Source organism: Iodobacter arcticus (assembly GCF_042664895.1).
Taxonomy (GTDB): domain Bacteria; phylum Pseudomonadota; class Gammaproteobacteria; order Burkholderiales; family Chitinibacteraceae; genus Iodobacter; species Iodobacter arcticus.
On record NZ_JBHTBQ010000033.1, the window covers coordinates 424243 to 442332 of the forward strand.

The following is an 18090-nucleotide window of genomic DNA, read 5'->3' on the forward strand; positions in this document are numbered from 1 at the left end:
CCCGCCGAGCTTTGCAATGAAATATGAAAAACGGCGGGTTTCACCCGCCCTACAAATTCAAAAATCGAGCACCACTCTCAAGAAATCGATTTACACAGAGATGATTGAGCAAGAGGCATAGTCAGGAATTTTTAACTATAAAAAGGTTGTTTAAGCGCCAAACAGAATGGAATTGGCCGAGAAAATCATAGCAAAGGCGTAAAATAAGGTACTTATCCACCTTTAACTTTTAATACTAAAAATACTCACTAAAAAGTAAAGCGTAAAAGAGGGGGGTAAATAATTTTTATTAAATGTAATTAGATGGATTAGGGAGAAGTAAAAAAACCTAATATTTGATTCCTACTGCGTTGCATGCGGGACTAGTGATGGTAAGTATAAATAAAAGATGATTTTCATCATCTTTTATTTTAAGCATTTAATAATTGAGCTTAATGGCGCTTACCTAATTGATTCGCCACCAAAATTGCCGCATACACTGCATCGGCATCCACCTCAAACGGCATATTATGTATAGTTTCGCCTTTAGCACAAGCGGCTTTTGCGACGGCCATAAGGGCCTCGTTGCTGACATCGGCTGCGCCTATATCGGCAAGGCAAGTCGGTAGGCCAACGCTGCGGCAGAAGTCCAATACTTGATTGATTTCTTCTAATGGCGCGTTTTCTAGGGTCAATTGCACGAGCGTACCAAACGCTACTTTCTCGCCGTGAAATAAATGATGGCATTCGCTGAGCAAGGTCAGCCCGTTATGCACGGCATGCGCGGCCGCTAATCCGCCGCTTTCAAAGCCAACCCCGCTTAAATAGGTATTGGCTTCAATAATATTTTCTACCGCAGGGGTTAGAACTTTATTCTCAACCGTTAATTTGGCTTTTAAGCCATCCTTCAACAGTGTTTTATAACAAAGCTCAGCTAAAGCTAAGGCCGCTTGTGTAGGCATACCACCTGCCATTGTTGGGCGGCCAGAGCGCACATTGGCACGTGCTTCAAAATAAGTGGCTAATGCGTCGCCCATTCCAGAAACCAGCAATCGCGCAGGAGCTTGGGCTACAATTGCGCTATCTATTAATACCACTTCTGGGTTTTTAGGTAACATTAAATAAGATTCAAATTGCCCTTCTACGGTATATATAACCGATAGCGCACTGGTGGGGGCATCGGTAGAGGCAATACTGGGAACAATCACCACAGGGACTTGATAGAAATGCGCCACGGCTTTGGCTGTATCGAGTGTTTTGCCACCACCTACGCCAATAACTACTTTAATGCCTTGTGCTTTACATATAGCCACTAAGCGATCAATTTCTTTACGACAACACTCGCCCTCAAATGTTTCCATATGAAATGCAGCGTGAGCCTCTTCAAAGCTTTTGGTAATAATGTGGCTTGCAATTTGCTGCACCGTACTCCCACTAATAATCAGTGCTTTATCTCCCAATTGTTGGCTGTATTTTGCTAAAGAAGATAGTGCCCCTTTACCTTGGATATATTTACCAGGGCTTGAAATTATTTTTTCCATGTGTTTCTCCCTACCATCTAATGCTTATTGGTCTTAAATGCCTGCAATTAGTTCAAAATATTTATCTAGCTTTGAAGGTGATTATTTGCTAATTGATGAGTATCAATAAATAATTAATATTAATTTAGCTTCTTGGACGAATAAATATTCTTATGGCATATTTTGCTTGTTTGTAATTTAATCAAATTAGCCAAACTAAGTATTTTTCAGTAATCACTCCACAAAATCGGGTCATTATTAAGTATTAAGTAGGATTTTCTCGCCATCTTTGAGGGCCTATCAGCTTAAGCAAATACAATAGGAGTTGGTCTTTTTGTAGATCGGGTTAGCTGGTTTATTCGCCTATTTTAAGGGCAGATAAACCAGCGTAACCCAACATTTAAGCGTAAACAGAATGTTGGGTTGCGCGATAAAGCCCGCTAACCCAACCTACGAATGCCACTTAAGTTGATAGGATTGGGGTTACCCCCTCCATTTACATCAATTATTGCGATCTAAAACCTGCAGGGACTCCCCATATGTATTTAAGTATGACCCCCTTTTTATTCATATTTGCCGTATTAAGAGCAACTTGATGGTACAAAATATATAGGGCTATAGGATAAGCTAAAATATTTGGAATGAAATTACCGATAAAATCACTCATCATTCCAACACTACTGTTATTTATGAAGCTATTTAAGAGGTTAACAGAGGCAGCATTGAGGTAAAGTTGATGTCCCCACCAATGCCAAGTGATTTTATTTACGTTACCAGCGGCCTGTGAAATGGCGCTTTCTGAAAAGACGATTGTGTTTTCGCCAACAAAAGTAACCGTTTTTTCTTCCCCTAGAGAATCAGTAGGGGGGCTGGCTAGTACGTGGTCTCTGTATTTTTGTGTAATTGAAACATTTCTATCTTGGTCAATAATAAGATAACCGGCTTCAACAAGATCCAACATTTCCTGAGGGATTTCTCCATCTTCAGGAATTTCCATGTCATCTGTCGATTGGGCGTTTAAATCAGTATTGCCCGGAGTACTGTTCGATCGTGCCAATGCATGCACGCTGTCTACATATTTTTCCATTTTTTTCTCTATTTAATTAGAAATTAAACCTGATTATCGCCATGCTTATGCACTCGCAGCGAATTAGTGCACCCCTGCGTTTTATATTTGAATTGTTTGCATTAAGCGGGGAATTCCAAAATGAAGTGTTTGCTTCTTTAACCTCCTTTAATTATTAAATTCTAAAATACGAGTGTAACTAAATTCTGTCTGTAAGTGAAATTATGGTGTTGGTATTTTGTAATTTATTGACTTATTGGGCTTTGCCGTGCGCATACAATTTGGTGAAAACTAAAGTGCGGCGCTTCAAATCAAGGGGTGGGGCAGTGGTGTACGTAACTTTGATCGTCAAAGGAGGGGGCTATAAATGCGTGCAGATGAATACGCTAATGGCTGTGTGTTTAGGGTAAGTCCACTTGTGGTTTTGTGTTGCTTGGCCTTGAGCAGACTTGCGCCACAAAACGTGAATACAGTCCGACATGTTGGGCCGTAAATCCGTAGAATCACTGAGGAGTTAATAAAAAAGAGTGAAAATCATCCGAAATGCGGAGATAAGGCTTTGATTGATTATCCGGATATCGAATGTTTTTTATGTATTTTGGTCTCTATATTTTGACGGTAACAAATTGATTAATAATACTTTGATAAAGGTTGCAACTTACAACATTCACAAGGGATTGTCGCTCTTTAATCAGCGCTTGGTGGTGCATGATGTGCGCGAGGCTTTGCAGGCGCTTGCACCTGATTTAATTTTTTTGCAAGAAGTGCAAGGCGCGCATAGCCAGCGTGGGCAGCGCTTTGCAACGTGGCCAAGTAGCCCACAGCATGAGTTTCTGGCTGGGGATTTCCACACCGCTTATGGCTTAAATGCGCGCTATAAACTGGGCCATCATGGTAATGCCTTGCTATCGCGTTTTCCTATTGTGCGTTGGCATAATCATGATTTAACTCTGCATCGTTTTGAGCAGCGCGGGGTTTTGCATTGTGAGCTGGCCGTGCCAGGTTGGCAGCAACCATTGCATGCATTGTGTGTGCACCTAAACTTACGCGCAATGGATAGGCGTAAGCAGGTGAAAATGCTGATTGAGCGGGTATTAAATGATGTGCCTGAAGACGCGCCCCTCGTGCTTGCGGGTGATTTTAATGATTGGCGTGGCGAAGCTACGATGCAGTTTGCGCGTGAGCTGGGCTTGATCGAGGCGTTTAATACTTTACATGGTGCATCTGCTAAAAGCTTTCCTGTGCAATTGCCTATTTTGTCTTTAGATCGGGTGTATCTGCGGGGTTTTTCTGTGCAAGTGGCGAATGTATTGGGGGGTATGCCTTGGTCGCGCTTATCGGATCATGCTCCGCTGTATGCAGTTTTACACCGCAATGAAGGGCTGGCGTAAGTTGTTAAGCCTATGTGCTGAGCTGTGAGTACTTGCCTTGGTCAGAGTGACTTTCGTGTCATTTTTATTGCCGCCTTGAAAAACGCGAATAAAACACGTGTAGGGTAGGCACACGCTTTATCAAATCATTTAAACGTAAACATTGTGTCAATGGCAGATGAGGCTGGCTTATGTATGTGGCGGGAAATCGTTTTAAATTACTTTTTAATGGGCAGGATTATTTTCCGGCATTGATTGATGCGATTGACTTAGCGCAGCAGGAAATTTTTTTAGAAAGTTATTTATTTGAAGCGGATGAAATTGGTATCGCGGTGATGCAGGCCTTAATGGCGGCCGCTTTACGTGATGTGCGGGTTAATTTGCAACTTGATGGTTTTGGTGCTAGAAACTTACCCGTGCTTTGGCGTAAGAGACTGGCTGAAGCGGGTGTGCGCTTGTTGTTTTTTAGGCCGGAAGTGAAAGTATTGTCGCTAGATAGGCAGCGCTTGCGCCGCTTGCACCGTAAGCTGGCTGTGATCGATGGCAGTGTTGGGTTTATTGGTGGTATTAATATTTTGTCAGATTTTGAGCCCAAGCAGCCAGGGTGCGCACCGCGTTATGATTATGCAGTGCGTATGGTTGGCCCGCTGGTGGCTCAGCTGCATGAATCAGCGGATCACTTGTGGCGGCATACCGCATGGGTGCAGCTTAAAAAGAACTGGGCGAAAAAAAGTTTGCTCAAGCCTTCCCTCAGCGTTGCAGGACGTGTACGCGGGCGCTTCGTTTATCGGGATAATTTGCGTCATCGACGGGATATCGAGCGTGAATACTTGCAGGCGATATGGCACGCCAAAAATGAAATCATTCTAGCCAATGCTTATTTTTTACCTGGTTATCGCTTACGCCAGGCCCTGATTCATGCTGCTAGGCGCGGGGTGAGTGTGGTATTGCTGGTGCAAGGTCGAGTGGATCAAGCCTTACTGCATTACGCCAGCCGTGGGTTTTATCATCAGTTTTTAAGTGCAGGTATCGAAATTTACGAGTATCAAGAAGGTTTTATGCACGCCAAAGTCGCCGTGATTGACGGCATATGGGCGACGGTAGGCTCGAGCAATATTGATCCCCTTAGCCTACTGCTGGCGCGTGAAGCCAATGTGTTTGTGCGCGAAAAACAATTTGCCGGCGAGTTGCGCGCGGATTTAAAACGCGCTCTGGAACATGACGCCACCCAAATCAAAGAAAGTGATGTTGAGCGTGATCGCTGGGTTTACCGCGTACTACCCTGGCTTTGCCACGCGGTAGTTCGATTGATGATGGGGATTAGCGGCTACGGTGGGCGACGCTATTTGGAGTAACCATGATGCGGAGTATCGTGTTTTTCAAGCGTATTACGACACAGTTGCCATCGGCTGTCGCAATACGCAAGTCTTGCTTATAACGGCTGCCAAGTATTAATTGGTATTCGGCGAAATAGCAGGGCGGTCTTGTAGCTCACGTAGCAACTCTTTGTCATACACTTTAACTGTGCTGCCGCCACGATCTTTGCGCGGGATATTGCTGCCGGTTACATATTCTTTTTCTTCCATCTCTGCATATTGCTTATTGTCCGCAGGAATGGTGCTGCATGCGTTGGCGAGTAAGCTGAGGGCGATCATTGCAATGTTTTTCTTATGCATGCGGCGCATTCCATTGTCGTATTTAGAAAGACTCTTATATTGCGCACACGATTTTCTGTCAATGGGGGTAAGTGGATTTTGTTGTTTTAAACCTTGTGGCACGTAATGAGTCAGGCGTTTTTTAAACGCATTCGCTTGCATCGGTGAGAAGAATATCGGCGATGAAGCCGCTTCAGACGGCAGAGCGTCGCAAGCAGAGCTTATGGATGCTCTGATTTATCTAGCGCCTTTTTACCTCTTAGCGCCCGCTTATGGAGCGCACTATTGACAGCTTTGGTAGAATCATTCTTTTACGTCGATGAAAGCACCCATGTTAAATATCTACAACACACTGGCCCGCGAAAAACAGCGTTTTCAGCCGATTACCGACGGCAAGGTGAATATGTATGTCTGCGGCATGACCGTGTACGACTACTGTCATCTGGGGCACGCCCGCATGGTGGTGGTGTTTGATATGGTGTCACGTTGGTTGCGGGCTTCCGGCTATCAGCTCACCCATGTACGCAATATCACCGATATTGACGACAAAATCATTAAACGCGCTTTAGAAAACGGCGAAACCATCAATGCATTAACCGGTCGCTTTATTACCGCCATGAATGAAGATTTCGATGCACTTGGCGTGATTCGCCCGGATCACGAGCCACGCGCTACCGAGCACGTACAAGGCATGCACGATTTAATCGCCAAGCTCATTGAAAATGGCTTGGCTTACCCTGCACCTAATGGTGACGTGTATTACGCCGTGCGTAAATTTGAAGGCTACGGCAAATTATCCGGCAAATCGCTGGATGATTTGCGCGCAGGTGAGCGGGTGGATGTGGATGTAAATAAACAAGATCCGCTGGATTTTGTGCTCTGGAAAGCCGCTAAAGCTGACGAGCCGCAAGATGCCAAATGGGCGTCCCCATGGGGGACCGGGCGGCCGGGCTGGCATATCGAATGCTCGGCCATGAGTTGCTATCATCTGGGCAGCCATTTTGATATTCATGCTGGCGGCTCAGACTTGCAGTTTCCGCATCACGAGAATGAAATCGCCCAATCCGAAGGTGCACATGGCCATGCTTATGTGAATTACTGGATGCATAACGGTTTTATTCGTGTTGATAACGAGAAAATGTCCAAGAGTTTGGGCAATTTCTTCACCATCCGCGAAGTGCTGGAAAAATACGATGCCGAAGTCGTGCGCTTCTTTATCTTGCGCGCGCATTACCGCAGCCAGCTGAACTACAGCGACGCCCATCTGGATGATGCGAAAGGTGCATTAAGCCGTTTTTACACCACGCTGAAAAATGTGCCTGCTATCGAGTCAGAAATTGACTGGAGCAGCAGCTACGCTCTGCGCTTTAAAGCCGCAATGGATGACGACTTCAATACCGTTGAAGCCGTGGCAGTGTTATTTGAGCTGGCGCTGGAAGTCAATAAACAGCAATCAGGCGAGCTGGCTGGGCAGTTAAAAGCCTTGGGCGCAATCTTGGGCCTCTTGCAGCGTGAGCCGCAAGCTTACTTACAAGCCAGTATCGGAGAGGTAGAGGGTGAATATAGTGCGGCAGCGATTGAAGCTTTGATTGCAGGCCGTAAAGCCGCCCGCGTAGCTAAAAACTTTGCCGAATCTGATCGCATCCGTGACGAGCTGATCGCCGCTGGTATTGTGCTAGAAGACAGCGCGCAGGGTACAACTTGGCGTCGTGGCTAGGGTTTGTAGGGCGGGTGAAACCCGCCAATAATCAGCGAAGAATTTTGTTGATATTAACTCCCCGATATTTCGTCATTCCCGCGTAGGTGGGAATCCAGCAGTGCGGCTGGATTCCCGACAAAAACACTCGGGAATGATTGCTTTTCTTGCTTGCTCATTTCGGGGGGGGGCTTATGTCTGAAGCTGCAAGAACGGCGGCTTGTCCCTGTCCTACAAAAGCACTTTGCCCAGCTATTTTTGCTTTAATGCCCTCTTTTTTATGGAAATAAAATGAAATTTATTTTGCTCTTGTTGCTGATTGCGGCGGTGTTGATGTTTATTTCCATCCTTAAAGCAAAAACGCAGGGCGCTGCAGAGGATGGGGTTTGGCCGTTTTATGCTAAAAACCCGCTGACTACAGCAGAGCAGCAGCTTTATTTTCGTTTACTGCAAGCCATGCCTGGATATATTGTGCTGGCGCAGGTGCCGCTTTCTTGCTTATTGGGGTTAAAAAAGGGCAATAACGATCGTTCCTGGTTCAATCGGATTAATCGTATGAGCGCCGATTTTGTAGTGTGTAATAAAGATTCCAGCATTGTGGCGGTGATCGAGCTGGAGGATGCCACGCATCAGCGGCCGGATCACCTGTTGAACGATGCTAAAAAAGATAAGGCTTTAAGCTCGGCCGGGATTCGTGTGATCCGCTGGCAGGCCAAGGCTATGCCGGATGAAGCGGAAATCAGAGCAGCGCTTAGGCCGGTGATCACGATAGACGCCTAGTTGTAAATATGGCCTTAGTAAATAGCACTCCATGCGAGTGCTTTTTTTAAGCTCTGTCTGCATTAAATGTTGAAACATAGTTGAGTGGATACTTATGCTTTTATAGGGTGTGCAAGTCGTTTTTCTTGCGCACCGCTTTTACCTTGAAGCGGCATCGCCACTAAGCAAAAAAACAAAAAGACTTTTTTAGTGCCTACGGCACATGGGTTTTGGAGCGGTAGCCACCGCGGGGGGGCCTTCCTTTCTTGAACGGCCAAGAAACGAAGCCAAAGAAGGCCGCCCCGACCAGCACGAAATCCCCTCACTGCGGACAATCGAGCCGGCGGCTGCGGGACTCACTCGCTTCGCTCGCTCAAACAGGATCAAAGAAACCCCGCCCCGCTTGTTCCTCGCTTCGGCGTGCTTCAAGGGGACCCTAAAGCCCCGTGCAAAGATCACGTTTATTGCATACCTCGCTGTTTGCTAATAAAAAACCTTGATTTCAGTTTTCAACTGTTAACGCAGACAGAGCCTTTTTTTATGGGTTTAAATCGGGCTAGTCCGTTTTTCTCCATCATTAGGCTGGGTTTTTAGGTATTAATGCGTACAACAAAAGGTAAATTTTTGTGTTAATTGATGTTTGAAATTATGCCGTCATTGCATCTTACATGCCTTTCTTACGGGGATTATGCAACTGACTTTGTACCGCTTCTCCTCTGTTTTTATTTGGTATATTTTCGTCTAGCGCGTTCCGACTAAAGGCGCGTTAACGAGGAGCTTTACAATGAAACAACGCAGCATGTTAGCTGTTGTATTGGTACTGGCTTTAAGTGGTGCCGCACAAGCAAAAGACTTATTCAAAAAAAGCGAAGTAGAAGCAGCACTGACGGCTGCTTACGATAATTACAAAGGTTTGCAAGAAGGCAAAAATGCCGATTACATCCCTGCGCTGGCTAAAGTTGATCCAAAAGTATTCGGGATTGTACTGGTCACTGCAGATGGCAAGGTTTACACCAAGGGGGATGTCACGACGGAAGTTTCGATTCAGTCTATCTCCAAAGTTTTTACGATGGCTAAGGTGATTGATGAATCTGGTACTGACGCTATCCTGAATAATCAGGGTGTAGATGCAACCGGCCAGGCGTTTAACTCCATTGTAGCGATTGAGCAAAATCGCGGCGCAGAAATGAATGCAATGGTAAACCCCGGTGCGATTACGGCTACCAGCATGGTGAAGGGTGCAAATTACGATGAAATCTGGAGCAAGATTCTGGGTTACTACAATGATTTCGCGGGCCGTCACCTTACTGTACTAGATGAGGTATATCAATCTGAAGCCGCCAGCAATCAGCGCAATCAGGCGATTGGCCGGTTGATGTATGCTTACGGTAAGATTAAAGCTGATCCGGATCGCGCAACAGATATCTATACCCGTCAATGCTCGGTAGGCGTGAATACCAAGGATCTGGCGATGATGGCCGCAACGTTGGCTAATGGCGGCAAGAATCCAGTAACGGGCAAGCAAGCCATCAAAGTAGAAAATGTGCCAGAAGTGCTGGCCGTCATGGCAACTGCTGGCCTTTACGATGATTCAGGCAAATGGCTGTACAAAACGGGCCTGCCTGCTAAGAGCGGCGTAGGCGGCGGGATTATCGCGGTTTCACCGGGTAAATTCGGCATTGCTGTGATTTCGCCTCCTTTGGATGGTGCAGGCAATAGCGTTCGCGCTCAAAAAGCCATTGCAGATATCTCAAATGCCTTGGGTGGTAATCCTTTAGCACCGCAGCCTTTGAAGTAATCAGTAAAACGTTTTAAAAGTATGAATTGGCCCAGCTAAATGCTGGGCCAATTTTATTCAATTTTATGGGCATTAAACTAGGCGGGTCTTGCCTGCCTTAGGAATAACGCAATGCCTGAGCAGAGTACAGAGTTTATAAATCTTCGCTTTTCTCCGTGGTCTCTGTGATCTGTGTGGTTCAAGATTTGGGTTTTTCTGCGTGGTTTCCGTTATTTACTTTCTGCTTTGTTTTTTCTTAAATTCAACCATGCCCCAATGCTTTGATAAGCATGCTGGCATTCTTCTTTGATCAGATTTTCCAAGTTTAAAAAAGCATGGGGTAAATCAGCAAAGTGTAAATGATCTGATGCCACGCCTGCTTTTTTTAGCCTTGCTAAATAGGCAATGCCTTCGTCTCTGAGTGGGCAGAATTCTGCGCTAATCACAAGGGTCGGGGGGAGTTTGTCGCTGAATTCTGCAAAGAGTGGCGAGGCTGCTTTTCGGTCTTCATTATGCTGAAAGTAGTTATTAAAGTACCAAGTCACTTTTTCTTTGCTTAATAAATAGCCGGTGCCATTTTCGTTTAGCGATGGGGCGCTCAGTGTGTAATCCAAGCTGGGATAAACCAATACCTGAGCATGGATATCCAAAGTAGGTTCAAATTGCGCGATGCTGGCCACGGTGGCTGAAAGTGCACCACCTGCTGAATCACCCCCAATAGAAAGCTGCGGCTGGTATTGCAATTGACGCTGATCTAAAACAGACCAGATGTTTTTTACTACGTGGTAAGCGTCTTCTGCTCCCGCAGGGTAGGGGCATTCGGGGGCCAGCCGGTAATCTACAGATACCACGATATGTTGTGCGGCAGCGGCGATCTTGCGGCAAATGGCATCATAAACGGTGATGCTGCCAGCCATATGCCCGCCACCATGAAAGTAAACCAAAACAGGCAGGGCTTTGGCTGGCTGGGGGTGATAAATCCTTACCGGCACTTTATAGTGGGAAGAGGGCACCAAATCATCCTGCACCCAGGGCATTGTGGGGATATCTGTTACAAACACTGCCGTTAAATAAGCCAGCCCCTCGCGAATATTGGTGCAAGTGGGCTTGTAACCATTGGCCTGCATGATTTCTACCTGCTGATTAAAACCAGTAAGCCAAGGGCTGATTTTAGGGCTGAGTTGTCGCATTGCTGATTCCTGTGAAATTAAAGCTGAATAGGGGATGCTGTGGGTTTCTTATTGTGCAATCCAGCCGCCGTCAATATTCCATGCGGCTCCGCGTACTTCTTGCGCGGCATCGCTGCATAAAAACAGCAGTAATGCGCCAATTTGCTCTGGCGTGACAAAGATGCCCGAGGGTTGTTTTTCTAGTAAAAGCTGAGATTGGGCTTCGGCAAGGCTGATGCCTTGTTGCTGTGCTTTATTAGCAATTTGTTGCTCTACTAGGGGGGTGAGTACCCAGCCGGGGCAAATGGCATTGCAGGTGATGCCGGTTTGGGCCAGCTCTAAAGCCACGCCCTTGGTTAGCCCTATCATGCCGTGTTTGGCCGCCACATACGCCGATTTATTTGTGGATGCCACTAAGCCATGCACGGAAACAATATTAATAATGCGGCCCCAGTTTTTCTTTTTCATGGCGGGCACAGCAAGGCGGGTGGTGTGAAATCCTGCGGATAAATTAAGCGCAAGAATACTGTTCCAGCGCTCCACCGAGAAATCCTCTATGGGCGCTAAATGCTGAATGCCTGCGTTATTGACTAGAATATCAATGCTGCCAAATTCTTTTTCTGCGTAGCGCATTAAATCGCTAATTTGCTCTGGCTGGGTTAAATCTGCACCGTGGTAAGCCACCTTGCCTCCCGCTCGCTCAACTAGCTGCCTTGCCGCTAAAACATCGCCAAAGCCGTTCAGTACCACATTTGCGCCCGCATCAGAGAGCGCGCGGGCAATGCCTAGCCCAATGCCGCTGGTGGAGCCGGTAATTACTGCGCTTTTCCCTGATAAGTTTTTAATCATCGCCTTTTCCTTGTGTGGTTTGGGGGCGATTGCCTTGCCCCGCAACTGCAAACATTGAATTATCGTAGGGCGGGTGAAACCCGCCGTTTTTCTCGAATTTAATTGGCGAGTTTCACCCAGCCTACGACGTGCCGCCTCGAACGCGGAGGGTTACTGCGGGATAGCAAGTGTGGCATTACTAAAGCGAATCGCATCGCTAGTGGGCACTGCTGCAAAAGCAGGTAAGGCGCTGGCGTTTAAATTATCTGTAGCGGATGTGCGTGGTGTGGTGCGTACCACTTGGCTATCGGGCAGTGCCGTACCGTTATTAAGGTGCGCCCACATGGCATCCAGCGCGCGGCCAGCGTAAACATGCAGTGGTATAAAGCGCGTTGGAAATCCGCTCAGCGCAAGGAAAGCATCAAAGTGCTGGCCGTTAGTCACTTCGATATAGCGCAGCTTAGAGCCACTTCCTTCTTGTGCTTGGTTGAGCGCGTAATAGGCGCGGGCTGCGTGGTTTACGGGGATTAAGGCATCAGCGCGCCCCGCTACAATAATGGTGGGTTTGCCATTGAGTCGCGCATTACGCTGCGCTTCTTTGATGCCGATGGCCACGCGATCGGCTTGTAATTTTTCATTGCCGGAAAGCGCTGCACCCGTAAGCGGGTTGACGCCCGTGGCGAGCTTGCGCAGGCAGATTGCGCCATCCAGATTGTAATCAGCGGTATTGCTTGATGCCGAAAGCGACATGGCATCGGCTTTAGCCCCACCTGGGGATAAATTATTGATGATGGAGATACCCGCAGGAGGTGGTACGCCGTTGCCAGTGCCAAAAATACCTGCCAGATTATTGCTGATCGGTGCCATGACATCGCCTGTGGTATTGGTGTAGGCGTAGCTATAGCCGCAGATATTGTCTTTGACTGAAAAGCGGCCATAGGCGTTGACGTAAGCAAGTGCCAGACCCGGCGTGGCACTTAATCCGTATTGGCTGGCGTGTAAAGCATCGCTTTCAACTAGCCAGCCTGCAGAAATTAACTTGTTATAGGCTTCGTTGGCTTGCGCCTCCAGCGTACTACCATTTAAAAAGCCTTTTGCTGCCAGCGATGCGCAACGTGCGCTGCCAAGTAGCGGAGAAACCACTGTGCCAAAAGCTGAGTTGGCTCCGCTTAAACGGGCGGACTGCACCGCGCAGGGCTGGTAAAGATTAGCAAGGGTGAAGTAATTAATCAGCGGCGAGCCGATGGCGGGCATTCGATTGCCACCTTGCAGGATGCTTAAGCCAGCGACTGAGGCGGGCTGCACCTGTGGCTCGCTGACGGCTACGCCATCGATCAGTCCTCTGCTATCTTGCTCGGCGGCGGCTAATGCAGCCCCGCCGCCGTTGGATGCGCTTGCAGCAATGACGGTTACGGTGGCAGGGGTGGCGTAATCTGCCTTACGGATGCCCACTTGAGTGCTGGCGTATTTTTCGTTCAGCAGCCAGAAAGCAAATTCCACCGCACGTAAAGTGTCTCTGCCCCAGTCTTTTTCAGGATTTTGCTGCGAGTGGGCGTGTTTGGATGCGATGCGGTTAGGGAATTGCGCATTAAAATCGGCCAGCTCGCTACTCGATAAGCCCGCATCAAAATTGCCCCCGCCAAAGCTGCGATTAGCGCGCGTGCCGTCGATTAAATTAACCGTATCGCTGCTTAAATCATGAAGGCCTATGCCGGTGCCTTTGTCGGTATAAGCCACCGCGCAGCCGTGTTTCAGCCCCCATTCGCCCGCCGCAGACACCGCACCATAAATCCCGCGCGATCCGGATGAGGTGGCTGTCACCACGCAAGGCTTGCTTTGATTGAAGTTGGCGGGGATTTGCACCATCAGCGTAACATTTTGCCTGCCCGTGCCGTCATCCGCGTAGGCGAGGTATTCTTCCCCCGCAATTTTTCCTTCGCCCAGCGTGTCGTTGCCGCTGATGTCAATGTTGGGGCCGTACAGCCTGCCGTAACCGCCGCTACTGCTGATATCAACAAGGGCACGGTAATTATTATAAATAGCCGCACGGCGCAGCTCGGCCGGTGTTGGCTTGGCTGGGTCGGCGTGGGCAGGCAGGGCAAGGGCCAGACCGCTTTTTCCTAAGCCTGCGGTGAGTAAATCATTGCTCACGCCATCCAGATTGTTCTGGCTAACCTTGCCTAGCCAAGCGGGGCGGGTATTGCTATCAAAAATATCATTGCTATTGCAGGCCGATAATAAAACGACCATGCCGGTCAGGAGTAATCGCATTTCCTACCTCTTTGCCAATGAATGGCGTGGTTTGGGGGGACGTCGAGCGGGTGAAGTCCTATGTGCGCTAAGCAATTTAGCTTTATCTCAGCAAACAATAAAAAAACGTAATAACCGCGCTCTTTGCACAGGGCTTTTTAAAGTCCCCTTGAAGCACGCCGAAGCGAGGAACAAGCGGGCGGGGTTTCGGCGAGGACTGTCTGAGCGAGCCTGCGAGCGAGTTCCGCAGCCGCCGCTCGATTGTCCGCAGATGAGGGGCCTTCGTGCTGGCTGGGGCGGCCTTCTTTGGCTTCGTTTCTTGGCCGCGCAAGAAAGGAAGGTCCAGCGGGACGCCAGCACCAAAAATAACGTGCCGAAGGCACTAAAAAGGTCTTTTTGACTTTAGTTAGCGCACTTAGGGGATCGCTCATTCTACAAATTCCGCTTCAAGCGATAAGCAATCTCACCCACAATGCCGCGCCTAAATGCCATCACGCACACCACAAATACCACGCCGATGGTGACGGTGACCCATGATCCAAACGAGGCGAGTTCGTGATGTAGCGTGCCCACCGTGACCGCGCCGACGACGGGGCCAAGCAACGTCCCCATGCCGCCAAGTAAGGTCATCAGCACCACTTCACCCGACATATGCCAAGACACATCGCTGAGCGAGGCGAGGCCGACGACCAGCGCTTTTGTTGCGCCGGCAAGGCCAGCTAAGGCGGCAGAGAGTACAAAGGTGGCAAGTTTGTAGCGATTGACTTGATAGCCTAGAGACAAAGCACGTGGCTCGTTTTCTTTAATGGCTTTGAGCACCATGCCAAAGGGTGAATGCACGGTGCGCCAGATGAGCCAGTAACCGCCAAAAGTAATGGCCAGCACAAAGAAATACAGCGCCAACGGTAGTTGTTGCTGGCCCACGCTGACGGTGCTGGATAAATCGATTAAGCCAAATAGATGGCCCTTGGGGATGCCTTGTAAGCCATCTTCGCCGCCAGTAAAAGGCAGCTGCAAGCATAAGAAAAACACAATCTGTGCCAGCGCCAAGGTGACCATGGCAAAGTAAATGCCTTGGCGGCGAATGGCGATGCTGCCGATGGCCAGCCCCATTAAGGCGGCTCCCAAAGTGGCGAATAAAATGCCCAGCTCTGGGCTCAGTCCCCAGTTTTTAATCGCATGGCCGCATAGATAAGCCGCGCTGCCAAAAAATGCGGCATGGCCAAAGCTCAGCAAACCACCAAAGCCCAAGAGCAAATTAAAGGCGCAGGCAAACAGCGCAAAGCACATCAGCTCCATAGCAAAAATGGGGTAGACCACAAAGGGGGCAATGGCGGCAAATACCAGTGCCGCAACCCACGGCGTGTAATTGGTTTTTTTGCGAAGCTGTACAGCCGCAGGGGTGAGTTGAACAATCGGTGCGTTCATCATGCTTCCTTGCCAAAGAGGCCAGACGGGCGCCAGAGTAAGACCAGAGCCATCACGATAAAGATGACGGTGTTTGCCAGCGGCGGGTAAAACACTTTGACCAAGCCTTCTAAAAGCCCCAACGCAATGCCCGTTACAATCGCTCCCATAATCGAGCCCATGCCGCCAATCACTACCACTGCAAACACGATAATGATTAAATCGGAACCCATCTTGGGGCTGACTGAATAAATGGGCGCAGCCACCACACCTGCCAGCCCGGCCAAAGCCACGCCCAGAAAGTAAGTCAGCGTGCGTAAAGACGGCACATCAATGCCAAAGGCGCGAGTGACATCGGGGTTTTCTGTACCTGCCCGTAGATGCGAGCCTAGCTTGGTTTTCTCGATCAAATACCAAACGGCAAAGCAAACCGAAAGCGATAGCACAATCGAGAATAGCCGGTACTTAGGAAACACCATAAAGCCCAGATTAATCGCGCCTTCTAGGATTTCTGGCTTGGCGTTGTAAGGCTCACCGGCCACATTAAAGTAATTAGTCAGCACGCCTTCGAAAATCAGCGCCAGCCCAAAGGTGAGTAGTAGGCCGTAAAGATGATCAACTTTGTAAAGACGGCTGAGCATGGTTTTTTCGATAAACACACCGAGCAAACCCACCACAATCGGCCCCACAATCAGCGCCGCCCAGAACGACATTCGGATGCTTTCGTCGCCTAAAATCCGCCCTAGCTGGTCATAGCCCAACAGTGCTACAAATGCGCCCAACATATAAAAAGCGCCGTGAGCAAAGTTGACCACATTGAGCATGCCAAAAATCACGGCAAGGCCAAGGCTGAGTAAGGCATAAAAAGCACCATTGTTTAAGCCGAGTAAGGCTTGCGACATGATGGCTTGCAAGGGAATGTCCATGCTCTACCTCAGATGAAATATTTGAAAGTTTTACAAAGTTCTGTAGACACAGAGAACGGGAAGAACACAGAGAACACAGAGAACACTGAGAACACTGAGAAAACCAAAAAAAATGATGAGATAGTTCTCTTTAGTTTTTCTCTGTGTGCTGCTTTTTAACTCTGCGTTCTCTGTGTCTACAGATCTAAGGTTTTTAAGGGGGGAGAGCTTACTTTTTAATCAAAGGACATTCGCTGACAGATAGCGGCTTGAAGGCGACATCACCTGGGATGGTGGCGACCAGCTTGAGTTGGTCCCATGCGCCTTTGGATTCGCTTGGTTTAAGCACTTCTACCAGATACATATCGTGCACCATGCGGCCGTCTTCGCGGATGACGCCGTTTTTAGCGAAGAAGTCATTGATCTTGGTTTCGCGCATTTTTTTCATGACGGTATCGGCGTCATCGGTGCCGGTGGCTTTGATGGCGTTTAGATAATGTAAGGTGCTGGAGTAAACGCCCGCGTGATCCATCGTTGGCATAAAGCCTGCCTTGGCAAAGAATTTCTTACCAAAGGCTTCCATTTCAGGGGTCAATTCCCATGAGTAGGCGGTGGTAAATTTCATGCCCTGCGCGGCATTTAGGCCCAGCGCTTTAATATCGCTATCAAATACCAGCAGCCCTGCGATGGTTTGTTTCAGGCCAAATTCCTTGGCTTGTTTTACCGCGTTGACAAAATCGGCTCCCGCATTGGCAAGGCCAACGACTTTAGCTTTGGAGTCTTGCGCTTGCAGCAGGTAAGAAGAGAAATCCGTAGAGGAAAGCGGATGTTTGACTGTGCCAAGTACCTTGCCGCCCGTGGCCGCGACAATTTTGCTGGCGTCGCCTTGCAGAGCTGCGCCAAAAGCATAGTCAGCTTGTAGGAAGAACCAGCTATCTAAACCTTGCTTCATCAGCGCGGTGGCGGTGCCCTTAGCCAGTGCATAGGTGTCGTAAGCGTAATGGATGCCGTAAGGGCTGCACTCCTTGCCGGTTAGCGCGCTAGAGCCTGCGCCGTTATTGATGGTAATGCGTTTTTTCTCTGCCCCTAGCTTTTGCACGGCAATACCGACGCCAGAATTCAGCAAGTCGTTCACCATATCTACGCCTTGGGTATCAAACCACTCGCGTGCCTTGCCTACGCCGATGTCGGCCTTATTCTGGTGATCTGCACTCACCAGCTCGATCGGCTTATCCAAAACCTTACCGCCAAAATCCGCGATTGCCATTTGCGCCGCAATCACCGAGCCTTTACCACCCACGCTGGCATAAACGCCCGACATATCCGTTAAAATGCCGATCTTGACCATGTCGCCAGATAAAGGGCCAGCAAAAGTGGTGGCAGGCAAGGCAAGCGCTAAAGCAAGAACAAGAGGTTTACAGCTTTGCATGGGGTGTATCTCCGTTTGGGGTAGATCTTGCGGGGACTGCGGTAAGGTTGTGTTAGCGAGTAAAGTGGCTTGTTGAGTGATGCTTAGTCGCCGTCAAGCGAAGTACAAATTAGGCGTAGGAGCGCCTTTAGCCGCGAATGTTTTTATTGGTAAAGCTTTCGTGGCTAAAGCCGCTCCTACGAAAAGCATTTGGTTTTATAGGGTGTACAACGACGCAGTCGTTGCGCACCGAAAGCGGTGCGCAATAAAAACGACTTGCACGCCCTATAAAAATCGATTG

14 protein-coding genes are annotated in these 18090 nt (G+C 48.5%); 5 read left to right on the plus strand and 9 right to left on the minus strand.

The window, feature by feature from the left end; genetic code table 11:
• Positions 1-431: 431 nt before the first annotated feature.
• Both ACFQNF_RS15895 and ACFQNF_RS15900 read right to left on the minus strand, forming a co-directional pair.
• Positions 432-1520 carry a glycerol dehydrogenase gene (locus ACFQNF_RS15895; protein ID WP_380188905.1) on the minus strand — a complete coding sequence of 363 codons (1089 nt, stop codon included), beginning with the start codon at positions 1518-1520 and terminating at the stop codon, positions 432-434.
• Between the two features lie 484 nt (positions 1521-2004).
• Positions 2005-2586, minus strand: coding sequence for a hypothetical protein (locus ACFQNF_RS15900; RefSeq protein ID WP_380188906.1), 582 nt, complete (start codon positions 2584-2586; stop codon positions 2005-2007).
• Between the two features lie 620 nt (positions 2587-3206).
• Between ACFQNF_RS15900 and ACFQNF_RS15905 the strand changes: the two genes are divergently transcribed.
• Both ACFQNF_RS15905 and clsB read left to right on the plus strand, forming a co-directional pair.
• Positions 3207-3956 carry an endonuclease/exonuclease/phosphatase family protein gene (locus tag ACFQNF_RS15905; protein WP_380188962.1) on the plus strand — a complete coding sequence of 250 codons (750 nt, stop codon included), beginning with the start codon at positions 3207-3209 and terminating at the stop codon, positions 3954-3956.
• A 176-nt stretch (positions 3957-4132) separates the two neighbouring features.
• Positions 4133-5290 carry a cardiolipin synthase ClsB gene (gene clsB, locus ACFQNF_RS15910; RefSeq protein ID WP_380188907.1) on the plus strand — a complete coding sequence of 386 codons (1158 nt, stop codon included), beginning with the start codon at positions 4133-4135 and terminating at the stop codon, positions 5288-5290.
• A gap of 96 nt (positions 5291-5386) precedes the next feature.
• Here the strand turns inward: clsB and ACFQNF_RS15915 are convergent, their stop codons facing one another.
• A complete protein-coding gene (locus tag ACFQNF_RS15915; RefSeq protein WP_380188908.1) occupies positions 5387-5611 on the minus strand; it encodes a hypothetical protein in 225 nt (74 codons plus the stop codon).
• A 310-nt stretch (positions 5612-5921) separates the two neighbouring features.
• Here ACFQNF_RS15915 and cysS point away from each other — a divergent pair, with 310 nt between their 5' ends.
• The 3 genes from cysS to glsA all read left to right on the plus strand — a co-directional run bounded on the left by cysS (position 5922) and on the right by glsA (position 9843).
• Positions 5922-7307: a cysteine--tRNA ligase gene (gene cysS, locus ACFQNF_RS15920; protein WP_380188909.1), complete on the plus strand. Its 1386-nt coding sequence runs from the start codon at positions 5922-5924 to the stop codon at positions 7305-7307.
• A gap of 270 nt (positions 7308-7577) precedes the next feature.
• Positions 7578-8066 carry a DUF2726 domain-containing protein gene (locus tag ACFQNF_RS15925; protein WP_380188911.1) on the plus strand — a complete coding sequence of 163 codons (489 nt, stop codon included), beginning with the start codon at positions 7578-7580 and terminating at the stop codon, positions 8064-8066.
• A gap of 763 nt (positions 8067-8829) precedes the next feature.
• Positions 8830-9843, plus strand: a complete 1014-nt coding sequence (gene glsA, locus ACFQNF_RS15930) for a glutaminase A (protein ID WP_380188912.1) — start codon at positions 8830-8832, stop codon at positions 9841-9843.
• Between the two features lie 209 nt (positions 9844-10052).
• Here the strand turns inward: glsA and ACFQNF_RS15935 are convergent, their stop codons facing one another.
• The 6 genes from ACFQNF_RS15935 to ACFQNF_RS15960 all read right to left on the minus strand — a co-directional run bounded on the left by ACFQNF_RS15935 (position 10053) and on the right by ACFQNF_RS15960 (position 17810).
• A complete protein-coding gene (locus ACFQNF_RS15935; RefSeq protein WP_380188913.1) occupies positions 10053-11012 on the minus strand; it encodes an alpha/beta hydrolase in 960 nt (319 codons plus the stop codon).
• Between the two features lie 48 nt (positions 11013-11060).
• A complete protein-coding gene (locus tag ACFQNF_RS15940; RefSeq protein ID WP_380188914.1) occupies positions 11061-11840 on the minus strand; it encodes a 3-hydroxybutyrate dehydrogenase in 780 nt (259 codons plus the stop codon).
• Positions 11841-11990: 150 nt separating this feature from the next.
• Entirely contained in the window at positions 11991-14090 is a 2100-nt protein-coding gene (locus tag ACFQNF_RS15945; RefSeq protein WP_380188915.1) for a 3-hydroxybutyrate oligomer hydrolase family protein, read from the minus strand.
• Between the two features lie 411 nt (positions 14091-14501).
• Positions 14502-15500: a branched-chain amino acid ABC transporter permease gene (locus tag ACFQNF_RS15950; RefSeq protein ID WP_380188916.1), complete on the minus strand. Its 999-nt coding sequence runs from the start codon at positions 15498-15500 to the stop codon at positions 14502-14504.
• The gene (locus ACFQNF_RS15955; RefSeq protein WP_380188917.1) at positions 15497-16402 is read right to left on the minus strand and encodes a branched-chain amino acid ABC transporter permease; all 906 of its coding nucleotides are present in this window, start codon (positions 16400-16402) and stop codon (positions 15497-15499) included. Before ACFQNF_RS15955 ends, ACFQNF_RS15950 begins: the two co-directional genes overlap by 4 nt.
• Positions 16403-16610: 208 nt before the next feature.
• On the minus strand, positions 16611-17810 hold the full coding sequence (locus ACFQNF_RS15960) for an ABC transporter substrate-binding protein (protein ID WP_380188918.1): 1200 nt from the start codon (positions 17808-17810) through the stop codon (positions 16611-16613).
• Positions 17811-18090: the final 280 nt, after the last annotated feature.